This is a genomic window from Taibaiella koreensis, from assembly GCF_003545715.1.
Classification (GTDB): domain Bacteria; phylum Bacteroidota; class Bacteroidia; order Chitinophagales; family Chitinophagaceae; genus Taibaiella; species Taibaiella koreensis.
Genome location: NZ_QVNU01000001.1, coordinates 564,819 through 587,365 on the forward strand (window position 1 = coordinate 564,819; position 22,547 = coordinate 587,365).

A 22,547-nucleotide genomic window follows, 5' to 3' on the forward strand; every position below is an offset into this window, starting at 1 on the left:
TTTGTTATAGGGTAATTCCTTTTTTAACCTGTATGGCAGAACCTTCTGCCAGGAATACGGACAAAGGTTGCTCGTTTTTCAAAAAATCAAAAGTAGCGCCGTACACTTCTGCGAAATTCACCTCGATAAGGTGATCTTTGGTATCGTAGACCTGCCAGCGCGGATGCGTCACTTCGTACTCAGCTGTTTTGCGCCCGCTGAGGCGGGTATAACCCCAATAGTGCTCGGTAATAAATTCTTCTTCGCTGCCGGCAACAATGTCGCGCGGCGTATCGCCTGTAATGACCCCCAGGCAGTTGTGCAATCCCTTACCCCAGCGGTAGGTCACCTTCCATTGCTGTTCGCTGTGCAGCCAGGTATGGCTCATAGGCATTGTAATATAAGGCTCGTTGTATATCGTCCGGGCTACTAAGCTAAGGGCACGGCGGGGTACAATCTCTTTCAGGAACACTACGCCCCTTCTCCTGGTCTCCCCGTGCTGTCGTCGCACATAAAAACGCAGGTTCACCTCTTCAAAATGAACATGAAAGGGTATTTTCCATCCTTTTACCCTCGTATCCCGGAACATAAAGCCTACCAGGCTAAGGTAACAGGTATCCCGGTACAGGTCCAACGCCGTTCCATGAGGCAGGTAGGGCGAAAGGAGAGCCGGGTCGACCGCATAGTTGGCCATGATCAGCTTGCGCCATGCTGCGTCGAGAAAAGTTGCGGTCATTCCGGGTTTTAAAAGGTTTGGTTCAAAATGCGCGTTCCGGTGCGATGCTGCAAATATAGAATTTCTCCACGGGTACTGTAAGGTCGGAACCGATAAGTGCATTGTCGACCTGAGAAATATTGACCACATCACCCTTTTTCATCAGGATATTGATGCGCTCATCATTCTGGTTGTAGGTGCTGTTGCTGGTGCTGCCTTCAAATAGATAAAACGGTAATTCGTCTTCGTTTATTTTCCCCGAAGCCATAATCGTTTGCTGCATCTGCCTGAATTCTTCCTTGAGCGGTTGGGTGCCCAGCCTTACCTTGTAGAGCCGCCGGTCCTGCATCATGGTGCACAGCCTGGAAAGCACGGGATCAGGGTGGTCGGTCCACACTTTAATGGAAGCCGTAATGTCTGCATCGTCCAGCAAGCAGAATTTGTCGAGGACCGAAGGATCGGCCGCAAAATCGTCGCCGGTTATCTTTTCATACAGGAAAAAATGCAGGGCGGGGGTGGCGAACAGTTGTGCGCCGGATTGGGCCAGCTGTTTGGCCCGCTGCAGAATGTGAATGATCAACTGCTCGGCGCCCAGCACGGTTTTGTGCAGGTACACTTGCCAGTACATCAGCCGGCGGGCAATGATGAACTTCTCCACCGAATGGATACCTTTTTCCTCCACCACCAGGTTGCCATCCTTTACTGTGAGCATTTGCAGAATGCGGTCGTAGCCAATCACGCCTTCCGAAACGCCTGTATAGAAGCTGTCCCTGTTGAGGTAGTCCAGGCGATCCATATCCAGTTGGCTCGATACCAGCTGGTGCAAATAGGTCTTGGTGTGGGTATTTTCAAAAATCGAAATAGCTTCCGTAAGCATGCCGTTGAAGCGTTCATTCAGTCGTTGCATGATCATTTTCGAAATGCCTTCATGCGAAATGCCATGTACGATAGTATGTTCCAGGCCATGCGAAAAGGGACCATGCCCGATATCGTGCATCAGTATGGCCAGCCGGGCGGCAATGCACTCGTCCCTGCTGATCTCTATGCCTTTGCTGCCAAGCTCGTTGAGGGCAATATGCATGAGATGTGCGGCCCCCAACGAATGATGGAAACGGGTGTGGACGGCGCCCGGATATACCAGGTGTGCCATACCCATTTGCTTGATGCGGCGAAGCCGCTGGAACCAGGGGTGTTCGATCACTTGCATCAGTTCCGGTTCCGGGAACCGGATAAAGCCATATACCGGGTCGTTGATGATTTTGCCACGCATAGGCTGCAAAAGTAGCAGAGATGTTTTACATCGGAGGGTTAAATATAGCGGCGCTGTGAGATGCTCCGATAAAATATATATAGGAGATCGTGAAGAAAAGACCGGCTTTCCTGAAAAAGGAAGATAATGATCAGCACAGAAGCTGCATTTTTACCGGATTCTATATTTAACTACCAAACTAAAACATTGACTATGCTGAAATCTTTAAAGGTCTTTGCCCTTGGGGGCGCCTTGCTCGCCATTAACGCACCCGGGACGCAGGCACAACCCGCATTCTCCGCTCCAGCGGCCCAGGAGTTTACTTACGGAAGCCCTTCTGTCATCAGGCCCATGAATGTATCCAATTACTCCGTTCAGCTGAGCGGCCTTGACGTTTATCTTGCCGGCTGGGGGCTGCCGCTCAATGGCGTGCCCAGCGAATTTGTATGGCAGTACACCGCTATAGGCAACCCTACTGCAATCGCAGGCCAGGGTTCCTTTACCTATACCGGTATCGCCGATCTCGGAACCGGCATCATTTATAATTCAACCACCGGCCGGTTCAACTACCTGGTAGTGTATTACAAGCTCGGTGTCGGACACTTCCTGGATGTATACGAAGTGCCGGTGCCCATTGTCCCTACGGCGGCTCCCGTACTCGTTTCAAGCACCCAATTGTCCAACTCAACCAATTATGGGCGCATCCGCATGGACAGTTATAGCCAATATGCTGCAGCTATTGTATGGGAATATCCCGGTGTTGGTATACAGACCCAGGCCTGCCATAACGGTACCTGGGGCAATGTGCTTACGCTGAACGGCACCGCTAGCGCGACCGGGCCCGATATCGCGTTGCTTCCGAGGAATGGTACCGTGTATGTGAATTATGCGTATTACGATGCCGGCGCCGGTACCATCACCGAATCCACCATCGACCGTAATGTGCTGATGTTCAGCTCCGGCACAGTAAGCCCACTTGTTGAAGACGTATATGCCGCCGGAACTATAGCCTCCCATATCGTGCTGGATTGCCCGGACTATAACAACAATACGCCGAACTGGGCCTATACCTTTACAGACGGTCAGAAAGTGCTGGTGCGGTACCGGGATTATGCGACTTCATTCTCTGCCAATACGGTTTGTGTCAATGACGGCGCCACCTTCGGCAACCAATCTACTATGCCCTGGTACGAAGCCTATTCACCTTCCCTGCACTACGGTTCAGGCTCGTTTGGCGGGTCTACAGGCCAGATCACGGTAGCCTGGTATGCTTCCGATAACATCGCTACCCATGGCTATATCGCTATGGAAATGTCGGCCGACGGGACAACCCTGCTCAGCGCTCCCGATTATATGGCATTGCCCAATGCCTTTACCCCTTACAAATATCCGTTCTTCAACATCTGGTATCGCAATACCACGGGCATAGCCCTCAGTAAGACCAGCGACTTCAACTTTTCGCCGGGCTTCCTGTACGCTTCCTATTTCGATTATAACAATACCACCGGAAACTATCAGCTCCATCATGCCTTCCACCAATGGAATAACCCTGTGTTTAAAGGGGAAGCGGCGGCACCAGGACTGGTAAATGGCACGGCAGCGGCTAACGTTACTATCTATCCCAATCCTTTCCGTAATGAAATGACCACCACCGTAACCCTTCCCGGTAGCGGCGCGCTGGACCTCCAGCTGTTCGACATGACCGGCCACAGGGTATGGCAATATCAGTCTGTCATGGATAAAGGAACACACCAGGTTAAAGTAGGCGACGTAAGCGGGCTTGCTCCCGGCACATACCTGCTGAATGCCTCATTTAATAGCCGGAAGATCGGCGCCCAAATGGTAACCAAGCAATAAACATACACAGACAACAGTACCAGGCGTCGCGGCAACTCCGCGACGCTTATTTTTTCGCTGGTGCCGGGCTCCGTCCCGGCGGCTACTGAAAAGGCGCTCCCGGTCCTGATCCAGCCCCGCATAAGTGGCATTTGCATAAATTCCCCGCATTTCGGAACTTTGCGCCTTCATTCTTAAATTTTCATTTTTTCCTGATGTCGCAAAAGCAAATTAAATCTGCGCTGATCTCCGTATTCTACAAAGATGGTTTGGAGCCCATTGTCAAAGAACTGGGCCGCCTGGGCGTAACCATTTACTCTACCGGCGGTACCCAGAAGTTCATTGAAGACCTGGGCGTTCGTTGTGTGCCTGTAGAAGAAGTGACCACTTATCCTTCTATCCTCGGTGGAAGGGTAAAGACACTGCATCCCTCTGTCTTTGGCGGTATCCTGGGCCGCAGGGAGCTGGCTCAGGACCTGGAAGAAATGAAGCAATACAAGATACCCGAGATCGACCTTGTGATCGTGGATCTTTATCCTTTTGAAGAAACCGTAAAGAATACCAGCGAAGAGCAACAGATCATCGAGAAGATCGATATTGGAGGACCTTCCATGATCCGTGCAGCCGCAAAGAACCACAAGGACCTCACCGTGATCGCCGCCAAAGAAGATTATGCTGCGCTGGAGGCCCTGCTGAAAGAGCAGAATGGCGCCACTACGCTGGAGCAGCGCCGGGCCTTTGCTGCTAAAGCCTTCTATGTGGTGATGAATTATGATATCGCGATCAACAATTATTTCAATGGCGCCATTGTGCCGCCTTTCCATGGCCGCCAGGTGCTGCGCTACGGCGAGAATCCGCACCAGCAGGGCGTATTCTATGGTCGCCTGGATGAGCTGTTTGACCAGTTGAACGGCAAAGAGCTTTCGTACAATAACCTTGTCGATGTAGACGCAGCTGCACAGCTGATGGCCGAGTTTGAAGGCGGTACCGATCCCGTATTTGCTATCATCAAGCATACCAATGTGTGCGGCGTGGCCCAGCGGAGCAGCCTGGCCGAAGCCTGGGATGCTGCACTGGCAGGTGATCCCGAAAGCGCCTTCGGCGGTGTGCTGGCCACCAACAAAGAGATCGATGCCGCTGCGGCGCAAAAGATTAATGAGCTGTTCTTCGAGATACTGCTGGCTCCCGGCTTCACCGCTGAAGCGCTGGATATCCTTAAGACCAAGAAGAACCGCATCCTGCTGCTACAAAAAGCGCCATTGAATACCAGGACTATTTTTAAAAATGTGCTGGGCGGTACCCTTACCCAGGATGCCGACCAGGGCAATTACAACGAATGGAAAGAAGAAGGCGCGCAAGCCGCCACAGCGGCGCAGAAGAGCGATCTTATCTTTGCCAATATCATTTGCAAACATCTGAAGTCGAATGCCATTGCCCTGGTGAAAGACCGCCAGCTGCTGGGTAAAGGCTGTGGTCAGACCAGCCGTGTAGATGCCCTGCGTCATGCGCTGGAAAAGGCCGCCAGCTTCGGCTTCGATCTTAAAGGCTCTGTAATGGCATCCGACGCCTTCTTCCCCTTCGACGACTGTGTGAAAATGGCGCACGAAGCCGGTATCGACGCCGTGATCCAGCCCGGTGGCTCTATCCGCGATAAAGATACCGTGGCCTTTTGCCAGGCCAACGGTATGGCGCTGGTGATCACCGGTATGCGCCACTTCAGGCATTGATCAAATAACGGATTATCATAAAAATGAGGCGGTCTCAAAAGTGGTAATTTTTGTCATATTGAGCGTAGTCTAAATACGACAAAAATTACGTCTCAAGCCTGTTTACATTTCGAATCGCTCAATGTGACAGGCTTGAGACCTTTTGAGACGTCTCTTTTTTATGTCCTGCACTGCATTTATAGCATCATTTAGATGGCTTTACTTTCGCTTCATTATATTTAAACCCGATCTTATTCCTGGGTACAGGTTGGCTTTGCTTTTCGATAAGCTCTTTCAACACAGCGAATATATTATCGATATCGCGGGTGTTATTTTTTACTTCCTGCTCCAGCTGTGCCAGCTGGTGCAAGATATCTTTATGAGTGAGGGCATATTCCCTGAGCCTGGTAAATACACGTATGATACGGATATTAACTTCGATAGCTGTTTGGCTGTTCAATATGCTGGATAGCATAGCAATTCCTTGCTCTGTAAATACCTTAGGCTTATACCGGGAACCACCCCAACTTGAGGTCACAAATTGTGACCTCAAGTTTTCCCACTCTTTGTCGCTAAGCGTGAACATGAAATCTTTTGGAAAGCGCTCGAGGTTCCTTTTCACACTTTGGTTGAAAACTTTGGTTTCCACACCCTACATCTCTGCCAGGTCGCGGTCCAGCATTACCTTTTGACCGCGTATTACATAAATACGATTCAGTATCTTCTGCTCTGCTACCAGGATTTGCAGTTCCGCTTTTGCCATGTGATATTGCTTTTATATGCTTTAAAGGAAACGATAAAGAATCTTTTATCGCCATGCACGGATGTATCTGATTACTAAAGTTAAGATTTTATGCATAAAATATGCCTATCAAAAAGATGAGCTGATTATCAGGATTTAGATAACATTAGTCAAATTCGTCTTGATAATGGCTGCTGAGCGAATATGGGTAGCCTTGCCTGGTGGGGACGCCGGGTCACTGCGAAGAAAAGCGTCTAACTTCGCTGCGGAATAGCGGCATGCATTGAGCAGTCCTTGACACAGCTATTTGATCTTCCCACCCTTTACAAAATGTTCTTCCCAGTAATCATCGTCGAGGTTGCTGATCATGACGCCCCTGCCGGTGCTGGCATGTACAAAATAGTGGTTGCGCAGGTAAACGCCCACATGGGTGATCTTGCGGCCGCCTTCGTTAAAAAATACCAGGTCGCCTTCTTTCAATTTTCCTTTTTTTACCTTTTTGCTGGCATCGTACTGCAGCTGTGCCGTACGTGGAATATTGGTACTGTAGATGGTGGTGTATAGCTTGGTCGAAAAGGCCGAACAGTCGATACCGTTGCGGCCGGTACCGCCATAGCGGTAAGGCACGCCGTACCAATCGTCGATAAAGCGGTACAGGCTGATGTTGTCGATATCGCCGGGGGATGCAGCAACGCGGCTGGCATATTTTTGGCGCAATTCCTTTTCTGTTAAAGGTGTTTTCCTGCCTTCGGTGGCAGCATTGCCGGAAGCCAGCTTGCGCGAATGAGAGCAACCGCTGAGCACGATCGCAGTGACAAGGATAAAGGGAAGCAGGTAGCGGGCCATAACGTTCCTGTTTTTTGTAAAATTACACTGTTATCGCTTAACTCTATAAGGTTTAAAACCCTTATAGAGTTAAGCGAACCCTTATAGCTTTAAACGTTAAACGACAAGAGGTTCCCTCCGGGCTTGGGGGAACCTCTTGTTATTTCTTTCGTTACACAATGTCGTGTCGCGAAGACTGCTTATTTAGCGCCTTCTGCCGGCTTGCTGCTGTCTTCGGCATTCATGCCTTTAATCACCTCTTCAGTAATGTCCAGCGCTTTATTGGCAAACAGGATATTGCCACCTTTCACATACGACAGGATGAAATCGTATCCTTTATCAGTATTATACTTCACCAGGAAGTTGTCCAGGCGCTGCTGCAGCTCTTTATTGAAGGTTTCCTGCTCCTTCATCAGCTGGGCGCCCAGCGATTGACGGCGGCCTTCAATGTTCTGCTGCATAGCTGCCAGCTTCTTCTGACCGGCTTCTCCTTCGGCCTGGGTCAAGGTGCCGGCCTGCGCTTTTTTCTGGAAAGCGGCATATTCACTTTGCAGATTCTGGGCCAGCTTTTCCACTTCTGCTTCCATGGCGGCTGTTTTCTTCTCAAAATCAGCTTTCCTCGATTTGAAATATTCATACCGTATCTCGAGCGTATCCAGGTTTACGTAGGCAATCTTGCCGCTGGGTGCAGTAGCAGGGGCCTCGGCAGCTTTTGTCTCGCTGGTCGTTGTTTTGGAAGTAGTGGTCGCCTTTTTATCGCCACAGGAAGCGAGCAGAAAGCCGGCAGCAAGGCCGCAGGCGATAAAGCTATTGAATAAGCGGTTGGATTGAATCATCATAATACTTGAGTGAAAAAATGAATGGTGGCAAATTTAATGGTTTCCGCCGGGCGAAGCAAAAGAAAAGAAGAAGAGCAATAATCGCTGTTAAGGGTCATTTTTTCATTAAAAATGTACAAATAAATATCTTTTCGCTGCGTATATATATGTAAGCCTATATTGCTTGTGCATAAACGTATCTTTAAAGAAACATTGTTATGAAGAAAAAGCAAACGGCCCCGAAGCGCTCACTGATCAAAAAGGAAATCGTACCACTTCAGGCAGGGGCACTGGCTGTTGGGGGAAAAACAGCGCCACTGGCCGGCGGCGGGATCGAATCCCTGGGTTCTGCCACAAAGGCAATCAGAAGCGTTTTGACCTTTTGCGCCAGCTGTAATACCTGCAAAGATTATTGTGCTTACGTTGCCCATCCGCAACCACCCATTTGCAACTGATAATAACTGATAACAATAAAGGGCCGCATGCAGCGACCCTTTATTGTTTCTATCTTTTGATACTGGATTACTCCTGCAGCTTGAACGATACCGGCAGGGTATAATATACCCTTACAGGCTGACCGTTCTGCTTACCAGGTTTCCATTTCGGCATGCTCCTTACTACACGTTCCGCTTCCTTGCCGCAACCGCCACCGATATCACGCTGGATAACGATATTGGTTACACTGCCGTCGCGGTCTACTACGAACTGTAGCACCACACGTCCCTGGATACCGTCTTCCTTGGCAGCTGCCGGGTAGCGGATATTCTGGGCCAGGTATTTCTGCACATCAAATGGTGGCTGGGGCATCTGTTCTACCGAAGTAAAGATCTTGTCGGGCGGCGGACCAGCTTCAACAGCTTTACCGGTACCGGTACCAGGGCTGGACAGACCCGGATCGATCGCGTCGGGGTTGTCGGTACCCTTGATATTGCTGGGACCTACCACTTTGTTCTCTTCCGGTTTGGGCGGTTCGGGCTTATCCTCTTCCTTTACTTCCTCGTTCTTCTTGATCACGGGAGGAGTAAACTTAACCGTAGGTTTTACCGGGGGAGGGGGTTGCACCGGAGGAGGTGGTGGTGGCTTTTTGGGATCCACCGGCGGCGGCTCTGCCAGGTTAACATCCTTGATCACCGGTGGCGCTTCTGCTACGCGCTCTTTGGGCTTGATCAAGGTAGAGCCGAATACCCCTCCAATCAGTAAAACGGAGATGAGCCCGGCGATGGTAGCGCGGCGCCGGTACTTTTTGCGCAACTCATAACCGCCATACTGCTTGTTCCTTCCCTCAAAAAGGATATCAAGGTAATCCGCGTTTAAAATTTTATTAATATCCATGTTGAATGTTACTTTAATTTAAGATGCGAAATCTCCGGGATTCCATAAAGACAATGTTCCGGCATTATTGGGGATTCACAGCCTCTGTTGCTTTAATGAAATCTTTGTCCACCGGTGTAATGTCTACTACCGCATAAACGGGTATCGCGTTAATGGTCATTTCATCCAGGATATCGATCAGGTCACCGGTCGTACTGTTATCGTCCGGCTTAATGAGAACGATAACCTTATCCTTAGCACCTAATACGCCCTGGCTAATCAGGCTCTGTACCGTCTTTTTCTTCTGGATCAGTACATCCCGGATGCCGTCTTTATCCTTGAAGTAAGTTACTTCTACTTTAGGAGGATTAGTAGGATCGTCGCCGATGCCGTTGTAGTAATAGATACGGTGATCTTTACTCAGCAAGAGGGTGAGGGCCTCATCGTTCTTGATCTTGTTCTTATCTTCATCCTTCAGCTTGTCGTCCTTGTAAGGCATCTGAATTTCCATCGCTTTCGGCTTCGACATGGTCGTAGTGAACATGAAGAAGGTGATCAGCAGGAATCCCAAATCCACCATTGGTGTAAGGTCAATTCGGGGGGTACCTTTTTTCCCGCCTTTTACCTCTAATTCTGCCATGGTTGTATTTGTTTAATTATGTTAAAATTGAATGTACAGGAGCTTATTCCGCTGCCGGCTTGCCTGCTCTTTCAGCAGCCAGGGCCGTACCCGGGGGCACACCCTTCATGTCGGTAATGAAGCTGAAGCGGAACACCTTTTGCTTACCCAGGGTGCTGATTACCTTGCTGATATTGGGATAAGAGGCTTTGCCATCAGCTTTGATCGCAATACGGCCTTTACCGTTATCTACATGGTAACGCGCTGTCTGCACCCAATAGGCCAGCTCATTAGTGGTGAAATCTCCTGTGGTATCGGTAGGAATACCAGGCGCTTTCTTGTCGTAATCTGCCCGCTGGTTAGGTGCAAGGGCGAGATAAGATTTCAGCTGGGAAAAAGGAACACCCACACCGGATCCGTTCACAAAATTCTGCATTTCAACACTTGAAAGGCCCAGTTTCTTATCATCGTTAATCTGGTTGATGATATCTCTCTTGGCATTGATATTGTCTACAGCAAAAAATATGCGTCCGTCTTTGTCCAGTGTGATCTGCATAAAGCCCTCTGGGATCTGCTTGGTGGAAGTAGACGCAGGCGTCGTAACCACTACAGGTTCGTCGGGTTTGAATTTGGTAGCCAGCATAAAGAACGTCAGCAGCAGGAAGGCGACGTCACACATCGCGGTCATGTCTATATGCGTGCTTTTGCGTGGCAGCTTAATCTTAGGCATCTTCTGGTAAATTTAATGTTAGACGAAGAATGGAATCATTTCCACAAAATTTTTCTGCACTTATTTGTAAGATGCAGCAAAGCTTTGTGTTAATGTAAATCCGCTCTCGTCAATGCTATAATTCACACCATCGATCAGCGTAGTGTAGAAATTGTAAGCCAACATTGCGCAGAAGGAAGTACCGATACCCAGAGCCGTATTGTACAGAGCCTCGGAGATACCGGCAGCCAGACCACCTGTATCGGGAGCACCGGCATCGGCCATAGAAGAGAACGCCGTGATCATACCCACAACCGTACCCAACAGACCCAGCAGGGTTGCGGCGGAAGTAATAGTAGACAGGAACACCAGGTTCTTTTCCAGCATCGGCAGCTCCAGTGCAGTTGCTTCTTCGATCTCGTTCTGAATGCTCAGGATCTTCTGATCGGTAGTGAGCTCAGTGTTGGTGATCATTTCTTTGTACTTGTGCAGGCCGGCTTTCATTACGTTACCTACCGAACCGCTCTGCTTGTCGCACTCGGCCAGGGCGGCATCGATATTTTTGTTGGCCAGGTGATATTGTACTTTACGTACGAACTCACCGCCATTGATCTTGCCTTTAGCTTTTAATACAGTAATTCCTCTTTCGATAACGAAGGAGAGCATAACCAGGAACATGGCAATCAGGAAGGGAACAATGTAACCACCCATGTACATGTTACCCAGGAAATTTTTCGGGTGATGCTTTTCTGCATCGGAGAAGTTGTCCGGATTACCCAAAACAAATACCCGGATACACCAACCAACGATAACGCAAACCAGTACTATCACTAGATTGATCCAAAAGTTGTTTGAATTTTTGGGCTTACCCGCTGCACGAGGAGGAGTACCTGATGGTCTTGCTGTGGCTGTTTTTACGTCTGCCATAATCTGATTTTTTACGAATTGATTGTTTTTAAAAAATTGATACTTAAAATAGTCGCGGCAAATTTATGTTTTTGAGCAAAAAAAACAAATGCCAACTCAAAAATTTACCACTAAGTTAATTTAACGTCAAATGTAAGGGTATCTGCGTCTATACCCAAATTGAATCTAAACGCATTATTCATAATAAATTTTCCAGTCCTTCCCGTGGGAGTACCGTAAATACCCTCGCGCCATCGGGGGTATACTGCGGCTGGGCGCAGGCAAACAGCTCGTCGATGAGTGCCGCGGCCGCCTCGGTTGCCAGCAATGTGGGCTGTGCCATACGTTTTGCCATCGTACGCAGCAGTTTTTCCTGGCGCTGATCCTTCAATTGGGCCTCATGCTTCAACTGCTCCAGTATTTCTTCCAGCAACACCTGCTCCCTGCCGGCGGGTACATCGGGTGGCGCGCCCTGCACGGCATAAGTATGACTCCCGAAGGGCGAAATATCATAACCCAGCTTACGTAGAAAAGGGAGCAACTCCTCCAGCAGTGCGGCGTCGGCAGGGCTTAATTGCAGCGTAGCCGGAAACAGCAGTTGCTGGGTGACCGTATGTTCGTGGTTGATCCTTTCCAGTAAACGTTCATATTGTATTCGTTCCAGGGCCCGCTTCTGATGCATGATCAGCAAGCCGGATTTCATAGTGCTGATGAGGTAATCACGCCATTGCAGCACAGGCTGCTGATGATCGGCGCCCTCGCTAAAAGACAACTCACTTTGCGCTTTCCCTCCGGTGGTGTCGTGTGCAGAAGGTATCTCGGGCAGGGAAGGCAATGGTGTAAACAGCTTTTCGCGCTGTGTATTCCATTGCTGCCTGTCGTCGCTCTTCTCCAGGAAATGGGCCTTGCCGCCCTGGCTGAAAGATTGATACAGGTAGCCTTCCCGGGTGCTGTCCTTTTGCGCCGGGCTCTGGGGCAGGCGCAGCGCCTCCATGTTCTGGATCTCGGTATCGAGCGTAAAATCGAGGGCCGGTGCAATATTGAACCGCGCCAGTGCATGCTTTACCGTCGACTGCAGGTAGGCGTACATCAGGCGGTCGTCGTCAAACTTCACCTCTTGCTTGGTAGGATGCACATTCACATCCACCCGTTGCGGATCCAGCTCCAGGAATAGCACGTAGAAAGGAAAAGCTTCTTTGTCAATAAGCCCTTCAAAAGCGGTAGCTACCGCATGATGCAGATAGGCATTGCGGATAAAGCGGCCATTGATAAAAAAGAATTGGTTGCCGCGGGTGCGTGTCGCCGATTCGGGCTTACCTATGAAACCGTGGATACGCAATAGCTCGGTATCTTCTTCCACTGGCACTAGGGTCTTCTCTACCTTATTGCCCAGGAGCTCCACTATACGGGTCTTTTGATTGCCTGCCGACAGGCGGAACTGTTCCGTGTTGTTGTGGAACAGGCGGAAGGCAATATGCGGATAGGCCATCGCTACCCGTGTAAATTCGTCGATGATATGCTTGTATTCCGAAGTATTGGACTTCAGGAATTTTCGTCTTGCGGGTACATTGTAAAACAGGTTGCGGATAGCGAAGCTGGTACCGGGCGGGCATGCCGCAGGCTCCTGCTTGAGCACTTCCGAAGCTTCGATTACCAGGTGGGTGCCTATTTCTTCCTGATGCGGCCGTGTTTTCAGGTCTACCTGGGCTACGGCGGCAATAGAGGCCAGCGCCTCGCCCCGGAAGCCCATGGTGCGGATCGAAAACAGGTCGTCGATATGCCTGATCTTGGACGTAGCATGCCGCTCAAAGCTCATGCGGGCGTCCATGGGCGTCATCCCTTTACCGTTGTCCACTACCTGGATCAGCTCTTTGCCCGCATCTTTAATGATGAGCTGGATCTCTGTCGCTCCCGCGTCTATAGCATTTTCCAGCAGCTCCTTTACAGCAGACGCAGGCCGCTGGATCACTTCTCCCGCTGCGATCTGGTTGGCCAGATGATCGGGTAGTAATTGAATAATATCGGGCACTAAATCAGAATTTAAATACAAAAAAATGAAGCCCTTACCTCCTTTATTGCCGTAAAGGGATCGTTTGCCGGTAAGGCGGGCCAAAAAGCGAAATTAAGAAAAGCCGTACAACCTGCCGGTTGCATTATTCATCTGCAGGCGGCCTGTTGTCGATATTGACCTGGTTCACCGTTCCGGTCTGAATAATTTCCTGTTGGATCACAGCATCGCCGCCCGGTTCGCCAGGGCCGGAGGAGAACTCCAGCCGGTACACTTTGATCAGCAGGATAAAATAAGCAAGCAGCAGCGGCCCGAAAATGAGTCCCATAATACCAAAGAGCTGCAAACCCACAATGACACCAAATACAGTAATGAGCGGGTGCACGTCGCCTATCCTTTTGAGTATGGTAAACCGCAATACATTGTCGATATTGGATACTACGATGGCGGAATACAAAGCCAGGCCTATTCCCATACCCACCTTACCTCCCGCAATCACCACGATGCACACGGGTACCCATACAATCATCGTGCCTACCATGGGAATAATAGACGCCACGCCGGTAAGCACGCCCCATATCAGCGGCTGCTTTACACCAAATATCCAATAGCCGATCACGGCAATAATGCACTGGCACAGCATCAATACCGGTATGCCAATGGCATTGGAAATAACCATGTTCCTGGTCTCGGTCCAGAGCGAGTTGATATTGGCGTCTTTTAGCGGTAGCAGGCGTACAAGACGGCGTTCCATATCCCTTCCGCTCAGCAGCATAAAATAGAGAATAAAGAAAGCCGTAAGTACATTGATCATAACACTGGTGGTAGCATTAAGGGTTGCGGACAAAAAAGTGGGTATGATCATCGCTACCCGCTGGATGCCCTGCTGTATCTGCTGGTCGTCGATCTTAAGCCGGGGCAGGTATTCCTTCACCAGCAGCACGAGCCGGTTACCTTCGGCCACCAGCTCGCCTGAGTGCTGGAAAGCATAGGTAAACTGCGGGATCAGTAATTGGACCAGCAACCATATGGGCAATACAAATACGATGACGCAGGTGGCGATGAGCGTTATCGCAGCTACCCATTTCTTCCAGCGGCGCTTGATCGTCAGCCGGAAATAATATTGCCGGAGCAGGATATACAAGGTAAGGGCTCCCAGGAAGCCGGGGATGAAATATTGCAGCTGCCAGACGAGCAGAATGCCGATAAATGCGATAAGGAGCAACAGGGTTACCTGTTTCAAACCATTTGTCTTTAAGATATCCATAGGCCGGTCGTAGAATTGTTTGCTATAACCACGATCTGCTTTAAAAGTTGCATGGTCGTTAATGTCGTCTCTAAGATAAGAAGAATATTTATTGACCGGATTATCCTATCTTTATCCTGCGGCCGTTCTATGGCCGTTTTTTTGCCAGGGGCTGTTCATTCCCGTTTTCTCCGGAAAAGAAGGAATACGCGAACGGTAGCCGGAGAGAAAAAAGCGGCGACAAGTTATTTTCTTGTAAACGGTTGCCTGTTAACCGGTTAAAGGCTTGTCGCAAAATGATAAGGTTTTATTAAAAGATATCGGCTTTCGAACAATCTTATACGGAAGATTGTAGTTTTGTTTGTAGAGCAACTCGAATAATTTCACAATTAAAATCAATTAGTTATGGCAAACAATGCAGGAAAAACAGTAGCAACCTTATTAATCGGAGCGGCCGTTGGCGCAGCTGTAGGTTATGTTCTGGGCACCGATAAAGATAAACGCCAGGAGCAGGTTGACCGCCTGAAGAACAGCATCGACCGGCTGAAAGCAAAGCTGGGCCGCAAAGCATCTGATATCGAAGATGAAATTTTCAGCGCTTAAGATTTATATAAAACGAAGGCATTTTGAAAAATCCTATCAGTTCGCTTAAAGAGAAAATAACCCAATACATACAGCTGCGGTTCGAGCTTGCCCGTTTGGAAGTGATCGAGCGCCTCGTGAATGTAATGGGTTATTTCGCTTTTATGATCATTGCCATCTTTCTGGTGTTCCTGATCATCTTCTTCATTTTCCTGGCCCTGGCCGAGCTGTTCAACCAATGGTTCAATAGTTATGCTCTGGGGTACTTCTGCACTGCCATAGTGATTCTTATTTGCTCTGCGTTTGTATTTATGTCCAGTAAGTCCATTATCCGGTTCTTTGCCGGCAAGCTGGCCTGGCTGCTCACAAAGCAAAAGGAAGAAAAACGGGCAAATGACGAATCCGACGACGAAAACGCTTGACGGGAGCGGCTTCCGGCCCTTTTAGCGAAGACAATGATCCCCCAAAACTATGGCTAGAAAATATTCACGGAAACATGTAAGCAGTCTGAAGGACCTGGACCTGGAGCAGGAGCGTATCAAGCTGAAGATGCGACGACTGGAAGATGATGTGTTGGGTATTATGAATCCGCAGCAGTTGGCTATTTCAGTTATCGGCGGCTGGTTGAAACGACGGAGCCGGAAATCATCTGCAGCAGCTTCTTATGTTGCCGGGAAGCCGGAAGGCAAAGCCCGGAACAAGTCTGAAAAAGCCAAGAAAGGGTTGGCTGGCTTATGGGCCAAACCCGCTGTAAAGCATACAGCAAAAATGGTCGGCGTTTCTTTTCTTCGCTGGCAGGTCTTTAACCTGGCCTGGTTTTTAGGAAAGAAGCTATACCAGCGGATAAAGCAAAAACGAACTCCCGTAGCCCGGCTTTCGGGCCAGGCAGGTTAAATATAAAGGCATGACATAGCAAACCGGTTGATACCCTTCAGCCGGTTTTTCTTTTGCCCGTTCGGTACACCGGCCGTAACGCAAAGCGGTCTGAACGGTATGCTGTCTTTCAGGCCGGCCAGGACGCATAAAGGCCCTAACAGTCGGCTGTCCAATTGCTGACTGTTGTTGTAATGGAGCAGGGGATAGGAAGAGGAAAATTATCGCAGAAAAGAAAATTGTCCTCCGGCTGCAAGAGCAAAAGGACAATAATATTTAAAGCCGGTGAGACCAGCTTTGTAATGCCTGGCCGGCTTAGGGTTTAACGTACGTGGTGCTTTATGAAGTCACGTATCTTGCGGGTATAGTCAAAGTAGCCTGCCTCCATGCGCAGCCAGAAAATGATAAAGATCAGCAGCCCTACGCCAATCATCGCCAGAGAGGGCCAATAGCTTTCCGAAGGATTCATGACATAAAACAGGCTGGCGCCCAGGATACAGAAAAGGCAAAAGATAATGATGAGGTAAGGGCCGCCTACATCTATTTTCCTGGGTTTGGATGTAACGATAACCTTGGTGCCGGAAGTGCCCATGCCCTGCATTTCCACATGTGTAATGGGTAAAGTTTTAATACCGTTGGCATCTTCGGCATGCGGGATGATCTTCAACATTTGCTCCTTTTCCAAAATCTCAAAATCCAAATGATGAACCTGTATATGCTTTCCTAAAAGACGCTGCCTGATGTCTTCTGCAGACAGGGCAGTATTGTAACGGTAAGTACGTTGAAAGAGCATAGTACGTTTGTTTAAGAGTGAGTGATGTGTACTTTAATTAAAGAACAAGATAAAATTTAATATTTTCAAAAACAAAGAATATCTGTTGTTTTTTTCTAAATTGTACTTACTGCTATCCTCCGCAATGAAAGACCTGTCTTTTTTATGTGGGGGTTGGGAAAGGGATAGTTAATAACAGTTAATATTAGTTAACGGTAGAATTTGTATTTTTAGTACCCAAATCCTTACGGGCCAAGGCTTAACCAAGATTTATGAAGAAGACTTTTATACTGGGTTTAACATTGTGTCTGTCGCTGGGCGGTCTCCGGGCGCAACCATTGCGGTCATCGTTGGAAACTGTAAAATTATCCGGAAGGGATATCCCGCTTCAAATAGATAAGGCCGCACTCAGGCAAGCCTTGCAGGAAGCCCTAAGTAGCAAGGAGCTGGCACAGGTTTATTTGCAATTTGACCGGGCGCCCGATTACAAGCTTCTTGAAGCTTCGGGTATCAGTCTTCAGACACCCATACAACCCAATGTATACCTTGCCATATGCCGGAGCGCTGCTTTTCCCGATGCCGCCGGCATCGCCGGTTGGGCTCCGGTAGCGCCGGCCGATAAGATCCATCCGATGCTGCAGCCGGGCGGCGACCACGATGCAGGACAGCAAACGGTTTTGCTCTCCGTACTGAAAGGAATGAGTGAAACGGAGCTCAGGGAAAAGCTGGCAGCATATGGTCTTCACCCCGATGCGCAACAAAGCTGGCGTACGCAGGATCTGTGGCAGCTCACCCTCAAGGCCGACCAGGTAGCAGTGCTGGCCGCAGCGCCATTTATCCGTTTTATCAATCCCCTGTTTGCACCACAGGCACTCAACAACCAGGCGATAGGCTTTACCAATACACAGGCGGCACACCAACCGGTGGCGATCGGCGGGCGCGATCTGCATGGCGAAGGGGTAATGATCGGCATCGGCGATGAAGCAGATCCGCAGCATATTGATTATATCGACCGTATCAGAAGCTTTAATCCCAATACCGGCACCACACACGCCTTTCATACTACCGGTACTACTGTAGGCAACGGTATCAGGGACGAGCGCTACAAAGGTTTTGCCTCCCGTAGCGAGGCCGTTGAAGATTTCTTCAGCCAGATCATCGCCAATGGCGCTACCTACAACCAGGATTTCGGAATGGTCACTTCCAATAACTCCTATGGCAATACGCTGGGCGATTGCAGCTATGCCGGTACTTATGATGTATATACGCAGTTTGCCGACCAGCAGATGCGTGATATCCCTGAACTGCTCACGATCTTCGCTGCCGGCAACGACGGCAAGCTGACCTGTAGTCCCTATCCTACGGGCTATGCAACGGTTGCCGGGTCGTACCAGACGGCCAAGAATGTGCTCACTGTGGGCGATATCGGGAAAACCCCGCTCCTGGAGCACCTGACCAGCGCCCGGGGACCCGTAAAGGACGGCAGGCTGAAGCCGGAGATCACGGCCGTAGGCTTCAGTGTGATCTCCACGATCGATAACAACAATTATGCGCTCAACTCGGGTACCAGCATCGCCTGTCCCAATGTGACCGGCGCTTCAGGCTTGCTGTACCAACGTTACCGCCAGCTGCACGGCGGCGCCAATCCCAAAAGTGCTCTGATCAAGACATTGCTGATGAACGGCGCTACGGATCTCGATATTCCCGGCCCCGATTTTCGTTATGGTTTCGGCCTCATGAATGTGGGCCATTCGCTTACCATGATGGAGGGCAACCAGTATTTCTCCGGTACCATCAACACCACTCAGGAACAATCCTTCACAGTCAATATCCCCGCTAATACGAGCAAGGCAAAGATTATGCTGTACTGGAACGATCCCGCGGCCGCACCGCTCAGTGCCAGTAATCTCATCAACGACCTGGATATTACCGTAACTACGCCTTCTGCTGCTACGGTACTGCCGCTTGTGCTCAACCCTGCGCCGGGACAAGTCGCCACGCCGGCGGCGCCAGGCATAGACCGGCGCAACAATGTAGAGCAGGTAACGCTCGACAACCCTGCTGCCGGCGCTTATACGGTCAAAGTAAAAGGCTTCAATGTGCCCGAGATCAACCAGGAATTCTTCGTGGCTTACGATTTCATTCCCGATGGCATTACCCTGCAATATCCTTTTGGCGGGGAAGCGCTCGATGCTGCCGACTCGATGCGCATCTACTGGGAAGCCTCTGCAGGCGCCAATCCTTTTACCTTATCTTACTCTACCGACAATGGCGGCAGCTGGAATACGATTGCCGGCAATATAGGCGTCAATACCCATACCTATACCTGGTATCCCCCCGCAGGGATAAGCTCCAACCAATGCCTGATAAGGGTACAGCGCAACAGCACCACGCAGCAATCGCAAAGCCGGGCCTTTACCATGGCCGGCCGGCCGGTAGCTACGCTTAACCCGCAGGCCGAGCAGTGTCCCGGTTCGATAAAGATCAGCTGGAATGCGATACCCGGGGCTACCGGCTATCGTATCTACCGGAAAACAGGTGTCGATATGGCGCCGCTTACTATTGTTACCGGTACCAGCTACACCTATACCGGCCTCAATCCTGATAGTACCTATTGGGTTGCCGTGGCCCCTCTCATCAATGGCGCCACCGGTATGCGTTCTTTGGGGCTGGATCGCCGGCCTTCCGATGGTCAATGCACAGGGACCACCGCTCATGGCGACCTGCGCCTTGCCAGCGTACAGGCGCCGGGCAGCGGCAGGCAATTTACGGCAAGCAGCCTGGGTACCGCCCAGGCTGTGACCGTGCTGATCAGCAACCTGGACAACCAGGTGGCCAATCAATACCGCATCGCTTACCAGGTCAATGGCAGCGCCTGGCAGAGCCAGGTGTATACCGACCCTGTAAGTGCGGCAGGCGACCGGCAGATCACACTGGGCAACCTGGATATGTCGGCGCCCGGAACTTACCAGATCCGTGCCGCGATTACCAACCTTGCTCTTGCTGATCCGGTAAATGTTAACGATACCGCCGTATTGACGGTAAAGCAGGTGGCCAACCCGGTAATGAACCTGAGCGCCGGCTATACCGAAGGATTTGAAGCTACCGGCGCACAAGGCGTTACCGGACGTGGCCTGGTGGGTATTGATGGCGCTGAAAAATGGGATTTTACGCAAAGCATGCCGAAGGGCCGTCTGCAAACCTTTGTCAATAGCGCGATCACCATATCGGGAACCCGTTCGGCCAGCATGGACAATGCCGGGAACCAGGCTGGTGATATCGCCGGTAGCAGCTACAATACCCTTACAGGTACCTTTAACCTGAGCCAGTATACGACCAGCAACTGGGAAGTGCGCTGCGAATTTGATTACCTGCTGCATGGTGTACCCAAATTCGATACCGGCAACAAGGTATGGATAAGGGGAAGCGAAAATGATCCCTGGCTACCCCTGCTCAATTATCGTATTGATACCAACAATCTGGGCCTGGTATACAATTCGGGGTCAATATCGCTCACCGATGTGCTTGCCGCCGGAGGGCAGAACTTTTCGGCCAGCACGCAGATCCGCTTTACACAGTACGATACTTCCCGTATCGCCGCTGCTTACTACGGCAATGGCCTTACGATGGATAATTTCCAGCTCTACCTCGTAACGGATGATGTGCAGTTGCTGGCTATTGATTCGCTTTATCATTATAACTGCGCGCTGGGCGACCAGGTGCCGCTGAAGATCCGGGTAAGAAATGGTGTCAACAACACGGTATACAACGTTGGCGTATTCTACCAGGTAAATGGGGGAGCCGTCATCTCTGGCCTTATCGATTCCATACAAGGCAAGGATACCACATCTTATACTTTCAGCCAACCGATGGACCTGTCCGCTACAGCTGTCCGGCACAATTTGTCGACGTGGATTTATGTCGCTACAGATACCTACCGGCTTAACGACAGCATCATGAATTTCGGTGTGCGGAACCAGCCGGTCATTGCTACCTTCCCCTACCTGCAGACGTTTGAAGAGAACGATGGCAACTTCTATGCCGAAGGAAATAGCAGCAGCTGGGCTTATGGTACACCTATATCGCCGCATATCGATCATGCCGCCAGCGGCGCCAAAGCCTGGAAAACCAACCTGAACGGAAACTACAACCGGCTTGAGGTAAGTTACCTTTACAGCCCATGCTTCGAGATCGGGAGTATGACGCAGCCGATGCTGAGCTTTAACCTCGCCACAGATATGGAAGACCCTGACGGAACAAATATTTTTGACGTTAGTTATGTAGAATACAGCAACGACGGGTATACCTGGAAAAAACTGGGTGCTTCGGGGCAGGGAACCAATTGGTACGATAACGAAACCGCGCAGGCATGGGCCCGCTCAAGGCAGGACTACTGGCATGTGGCCACCATCCCATTACCCAAGGATGGTCCGGTGATCTCTATCCGTTTTGTGTTGCAGTCCGACCAGGGTACCGAGCGGGAGGGCGTGGCGATAGATGATATCCATATCTATGACCTGCAGCATCCCATTTTCGATCAGCAAGCGTTTCCCGATGCTATGAGCAAAGATATCGCTGCAGGTCAGCAAGCCGAATGGCTCAGTGGTAATGCGATAGGATTTGGCCTCATCAACGGCGTCTCGGCCCTTGGTAATACCCAGGTGCAGGATTACAAACATGCACAATTCATCAACGACGACAGCACTCAATACTACCTGCCGAAGAATTTTGTGGTACAAACGGCACAGGCGCCCGGAGACAGCGTTTTGCTGCGCTTTTACATACCCGATGAAGCCATGCGCACCATTCGCGACGATGAGCAATGCTACTCCTGCAGCAAAGTAAGAGAGGTGCAGGGTCTGGGTATTACCCAATACAGCGATCCCAACAAGTCGGTAGAGAACAACACCCTGGCCGATAACGTTAATGGCAGCTATACCTTTACGCCCAAAGAAAAGATCCGGTGGATCCCTTATGATATCGGGTATTATGCCGAAACCAAAGTGAAATCTTTTTCCGAGTTCTGGTTCAACGATGGCGGCCCTACGAAAGACCAGCCCTTGCCGGCCAACCTGTTTGACTTTACGGCACAGCATTACGGTGCACGCCAGGCCCTACTCAACTGGACTTCCTATATCGATGCGCAAACAATGCGTTATGAAATACAGCGCGCCGATGCCTCATTGTCGTTTGTTACGGTGGGTACGCTTAATGCCATCGGTAACAACGGGCAGGCTTACAGCTATATCGATACGCCCCTGCTGAACGGGCCTGCCGCTTATTACCGCATCCGTTATACCATGCAGAACGGCGCCCAATATGTAAGCCTCATCAGGCGAGTCGACTGGAGCGATGCAGATGGCTCCGTGATCGTTTATCCCAATCCTGTCCGTAATGGTGTGCTTAACCTCGACTGGTTCAAAGGTACCGACGATGAGTTGCAATGGTCGATCTATTCCGTTGTGGGGCAGAAAGTATTTTCGGGCTATGCTAATGATAATAACTACAGTGGCAAATACAGTTTTGATCTGTCAAGGATACCGCTTACACCCGGTCTCTATGTGTTACGCGTGGTTAGCGGTAAAGACAAATGGGAATTCAAGATCGTCTACCAGTAAGAGAAAAGATCCAGGATAAATGCATCCCGGCAA

General features: G+C 50.1%; 20 protein-coding genes. 7 read left to right on the forward strand and 13 right to left on the reverse strand.

From position 1 onward, the window contains the following. Positions 1 to 4 precede the first annotated feature (4 nt). Both DZK30_RS02445 and DZK30_RS02450 read right to left on the reverse strand, forming a co-directional pair. On the reverse strand, positions 5 to 715 hold the full coding sequence (locus tag DZK30_RS02445) for a YqjF family protein (protein ID WP_118972490.1): 711 nt from the start codon (positions 713 to 715) through the stop codon (positions 5 to 7). A gap of 22 nt (positions 716 to 737) precedes the next feature. Further along, entirely contained in the window at positions 738 to 1,964 is a 1,227-nt protein-coding gene (locus DZK30_RS02450; RefSeq protein WP_118972491.1) for an HD domain-containing protein, read from the reverse strand. A 192-nt stretch (positions 1,965 to 2,156) separates the two neighbouring features. On the opposite strand from DZK30_RS02450, the gene DZK30_RS02455 reads away from it, so the two are divergent. Both DZK30_RS02455 and purH read left to right on the forward strand, forming a co-directional pair. Continuing rightward, positions 2,157 to 3,800 (forward strand): T9SS type A sorting domain-containing protein, encoded by a 1,644-nt coding sequence (locus tag DZK30_RS02455; RefSeq protein WP_162902777.1) that lies wholly within the window; start codon positions 2,157 to 2,159, stop codon positions 3,798 to 3,800. Positions 3,801 to 3,994: 194 nt separating this feature from the next. Continuing rightward, positions 3,995 to 5,506: a bifunctional phosphoribosylaminoimidazolecarboxamide formyltransferase/IMP cyclohydrolase gene (purH, locus tag DZK30_RS02460; RefSeq protein WP_118972493.1), complete on the forward strand. Its 1,512-nt coding sequence runs from the start codon at positions 3,995 to 3,997 to the stop codon at positions 5,504 to 5,506. A 184-nt stretch (positions 5,507 to 5,690) separates the two neighbouring features. Here purH and DZK30_RS02465 read toward each other — a convergent pair whose 3' ends face one another. The 4 genes from DZK30_RS02465 to DZK30_RS02475 all read right to left on the reverse strand — a co-directional run bounded on the left by DZK30_RS02465 (position 5,691) and on the right by DZK30_RS02475 (position 7,891). Beyond that, a complete protein-coding gene (locus DZK30_RS02465; protein ID WP_240432839.1) occupies positions 5,691 to 6,107 on the reverse strand; it encodes an ORF6N domain-containing protein in 417 nt (138 codons plus the stop codon). A gap of 30 nt (positions 6,108 to 6,137) precedes the next feature. Beyond that, the gene (locus tag DZK30_RS26375) at positions 6,138 to 6,248 is read right to left on the reverse strand and encodes an ORF6N domain-containing protein (RefSeq protein WP_240432840.1); all 111 of its coding nucleotides are present in this window, start codon (positions 6,246 to 6,248) and stop codon (positions 6,138 to 6,140) included. Between the two features lie 282 nt (positions 6,249 to 6,530). Further along, a complete protein-coding gene (locus tag DZK30_RS02470; RefSeq protein ID WP_118972494.1) occupies positions 6,531 to 7,073 on the reverse strand; it encodes a C40 family peptidase in 543 nt (180 codons plus the stop codon). Between the two features lie 179 nt (positions 7,074 to 7,252). After that, entirely contained in the window at positions 7,253 to 7,891 is a 639-nt protein-coding gene (locus DZK30_RS02475) for an OmpH family outer membrane protein (RefSeq protein ID WP_118972495.1), read from the reverse strand. A 197-nt stretch (positions 7,892 to 8,088) separates the two neighbouring features. On the opposite strand from DZK30_RS02475, the gene DZK30_RS02480 reads away from it, so the two are divergent. Continuing rightward, positions 8,089 to 8,325, forward strand: coding sequence for a hypothetical protein (locus DZK30_RS02480; RefSeq protein WP_118972496.1), 237 nt, complete (start codon positions 8,089 to 8,091; stop codon positions 8,323 to 8,325). A 67-nt stretch (positions 8,326 to 8,392) separates the two neighbouring features. On the opposite strand, the gene DZK30_RS02485 is transcribed toward DZK30_RS02480, so the two are convergent. The 6 genes from DZK30_RS02485 to DZK30_RS02510 all read right to left on the reverse strand — a co-directional run bounded on the left by DZK30_RS02485 (position 8,393) and on the right by DZK30_RS02510 (position 14,666). Then, positions 8,393 to 9,202, reverse strand: coding sequence for an energy transducer TonB (locus DZK30_RS02485; protein ID WP_118972497.1), 810 nt, complete (start codon positions 9,200 to 9,202; stop codon positions 8,393 to 8,395). 64 nt (positions 9,203 to 9,266) lie between these two features. Then, positions 9,267 to 9,821, reverse strand: coding sequence for an ExbD/TolR family protein (locus tag DZK30_RS02490; RefSeq protein WP_118972498.1), 555 nt, complete (start codon positions 9,819 to 9,821; stop codon positions 9,267 to 9,269). Positions 9,822 to 9,864: 43 nt separating this feature from the next. Continuing rightward, positions 9,865 to 10,530 carry an ExbD/TolR family protein gene (locus DZK30_RS02495; RefSeq protein ID WP_118972499.1) on the reverse strand — a complete coding sequence of 222 codons (666 nt, stop codon included), beginning with the start codon at positions 10,528 to 10,530 and terminating at the stop codon, positions 9,865 to 9,867. Between the two features lie 60 nt (positions 10,531 to 10,590). After that, positions 10,591 to 11,436, reverse strand: coding sequence for a MotA/TolQ/ExbB proton channel family protein (locus DZK30_RS02500; protein WP_118972500.1), 846 nt, complete (start codon positions 11,434 to 11,436; stop codon positions 10,591 to 10,593). A gap of 178 nt (positions 11,437 to 11,614) precedes the next feature. Then, the gene (mutL, locus tag DZK30_RS02505) at positions 11,615 to 13,444 is read right to left on the reverse strand and encodes a DNA mismatch repair endonuclease MutL (protein ID WP_118973375.1); all 1,830 of its coding nucleotides are present in this window, start codon (positions 13,442 to 13,444) and stop codon (positions 11,615 to 11,617) included. A gap of 124 nt (positions 13,445 to 13,568) precedes the next feature. Further along, the gene (locus DZK30_RS02510) at positions 13,569 to 14,666 is read right to left on the reverse strand and encodes an AI-2E family transporter (RefSeq protein WP_240432841.1); all 1,098 of its coding nucleotides are present in this window, start codon (positions 14,664 to 14,666) and stop codon (positions 13,569 to 13,571) included. Between the two features lie 408 nt (positions 14,667 to 15,074). On the opposite strand from DZK30_RS02510, the gene DZK30_RS02515 reads away from it, so the two are divergent. From DZK30_RS02515 to DZK30_RS02525, 3 genes are read left to right on the forward strand one after another with little or no spacing between them, the layout of a single operon-like run. Next, on the forward strand, positions 15,075 to 15,272 hold the full coding sequence (locus DZK30_RS02515) for a YtxH domain-containing protein (RefSeq protein ID WP_118951285.1): 198 nt from the start codon (positions 15,075 to 15,077) through the stop codon (positions 15,270 to 15,272). 23 nt (positions 15,273 to 15,295) lie between these two features. Then, entirely contained in the window at positions 15,296 to 15,673 is a 378-nt protein-coding gene (locus tag DZK30_RS02520; protein WP_162902778.1) for a phage holin family protein, read from the forward strand. Positions 15,674 to 15,722: 49 nt separating this feature from the next. Continuing rightward, on the forward strand, positions 15,723 to 16,145 hold the full coding sequence (locus DZK30_RS02525; RefSeq protein ID WP_118972503.1) for a hypothetical protein: 423 nt from the start codon (positions 15,723 to 15,725) through the stop codon (positions 16,143 to 16,145). Positions 16,146 to 16,446: 301 nt separating this feature from the next. Here the strand turns inward: DZK30_RS02525 and DZK30_RS02530 are convergent, their stop codons facing one another. Beyond that, a complete protein-coding gene (locus tag DZK30_RS02530) occupies positions 16,447 to 16,917 on the reverse strand; it encodes a hypothetical protein (protein ID WP_118972504.1) in 471 nt (156 codons plus the stop codon). 251 nt (positions 16,918 to 17,168) lie between these two features. On the opposite strand from DZK30_RS02530, the gene DZK30_RS02535 reads away from it, so the two are divergent. Continuing rightward, a complete protein-coding gene (locus DZK30_RS02535) occupies positions 17,169 to 22,514 on the forward strand; it encodes a S8 family serine peptidase (protein WP_118972505.1) in 5,346 nt (1,781 codons plus the stop codon). The last annotated feature ends 33 nt before the right edge of the window (positions 22,515 to 22,547 follow it).

Bases quoted from the DNA above. Each gene is read 5' to 3' on its own strand.
- DZK30_RS02475 (WP_118972495.1), bottom strand. From the start codon at position 7,891: ATGATGATTCAATCCAACCGCTTATTCAATAGCTTTATCGCCTGCGGC.
- purH (WP_118972493.1), top strand. From the start codon at position 3,995: ATGTCGCAAAAGCAAATTAAATCTGCGCTGATCTCCGTATTCTACAAA.
- DZK30_RS02470 (WP_118972494.1), bottom strand. From the start codon at position 7,073: ATGGCCCGCTACCTGCTTCCCTTTATCCTTGTCACTGCGATCGTGCTC.
- DZK30_RS02530 (WP_118972504.1), bottom strand. From the start codon at position 16,917: ATGCTCTTTCAACGTACTTACCGTTACAATACTGCCCTGTCTGCAGAA.
- DZK30_RS02525 (WP_118972503.1), top strand. From the start codon at position 15,723: ATGGCTAGAAAATATTCACGGAAACATGTAAGCAGTCTGAAGGACCTG.
- DZK30_RS02445 (WP_118972490.1), bottom strand. From the start codon at position 715: ATGACCGCAACTTTTCTCGACGCAGCATGGCGCAAGCTGATCATGGCC.
- DZK30_RS02455 (WP_162902777.1), top strand. From the start codon at position 2,157: ATGCTGAAATCTTTAAAGGTCTTTGCCCTTGGGGGCGCCTTGCTCGCC.
- DZK30_RS02485 (WP_118972497.1), bottom strand. From the start codon at position 9,202: ATGGATATTAATAAAATTTTAAACGCGGATTACCTTGATATCCTTTTT.
- DZK30_RS02515 (WP_118951285.1), top strand. From the start codon at position 15,075: ATGGCAAACAATGCAGGAAAAACAGTAGCAACCTTATTAATCGGAGCG.
- DZK30_RS02535 (WP_118972505.1), top strand. From the start codon at position 17,169: ATGAAGAAGACTTTTATACTGGGTTTAACATTGTGTCTGTCGCTGGGC.
- DZK30_RS02490 (WP_118972498.1), bottom strand. From the start codon at position 9,821: ATGGCAGAATTAGAGGTAAAAGGCGGGAAAAAAGGTACCCCCCGAATT.
- DZK30_RS02500 (WP_118972500.1), bottom strand. From the start codon at position 11,436: ATGGCAGACGTAAAAACAGCCACAGCAAGACCATCAGGTACTCCTCCT.
- DZK30_RS02495 (WP_118972499.1), bottom strand. From the start codon at position 10,530: ATGCCTAAGATTAAGCTGCCACGCAAAAGCACGCATATAGACATGACC.
- DZK30_RS26375 (WP_240432840.1), bottom strand. From the start codon at position 6,248: ATGGCAAAAGCGGAACTGCAAATCCTGGTAGCAGAGCAGAAGATACTG.
- DZK30_RS02480 (WP_118972496.1), top strand. From the start codon at position 8,089: ATGAAGAAAAAGCAAACGGCCCCGAAGCGCTCACTGATCAAAAAGGAA.
- DZK30_RS02450 (WP_118972491.1), bottom strand. From the start codon at position 1,964: ATGCGTGGCAAAATCATCAACGACCCGGTATATGGCTTTATCCGGTTC.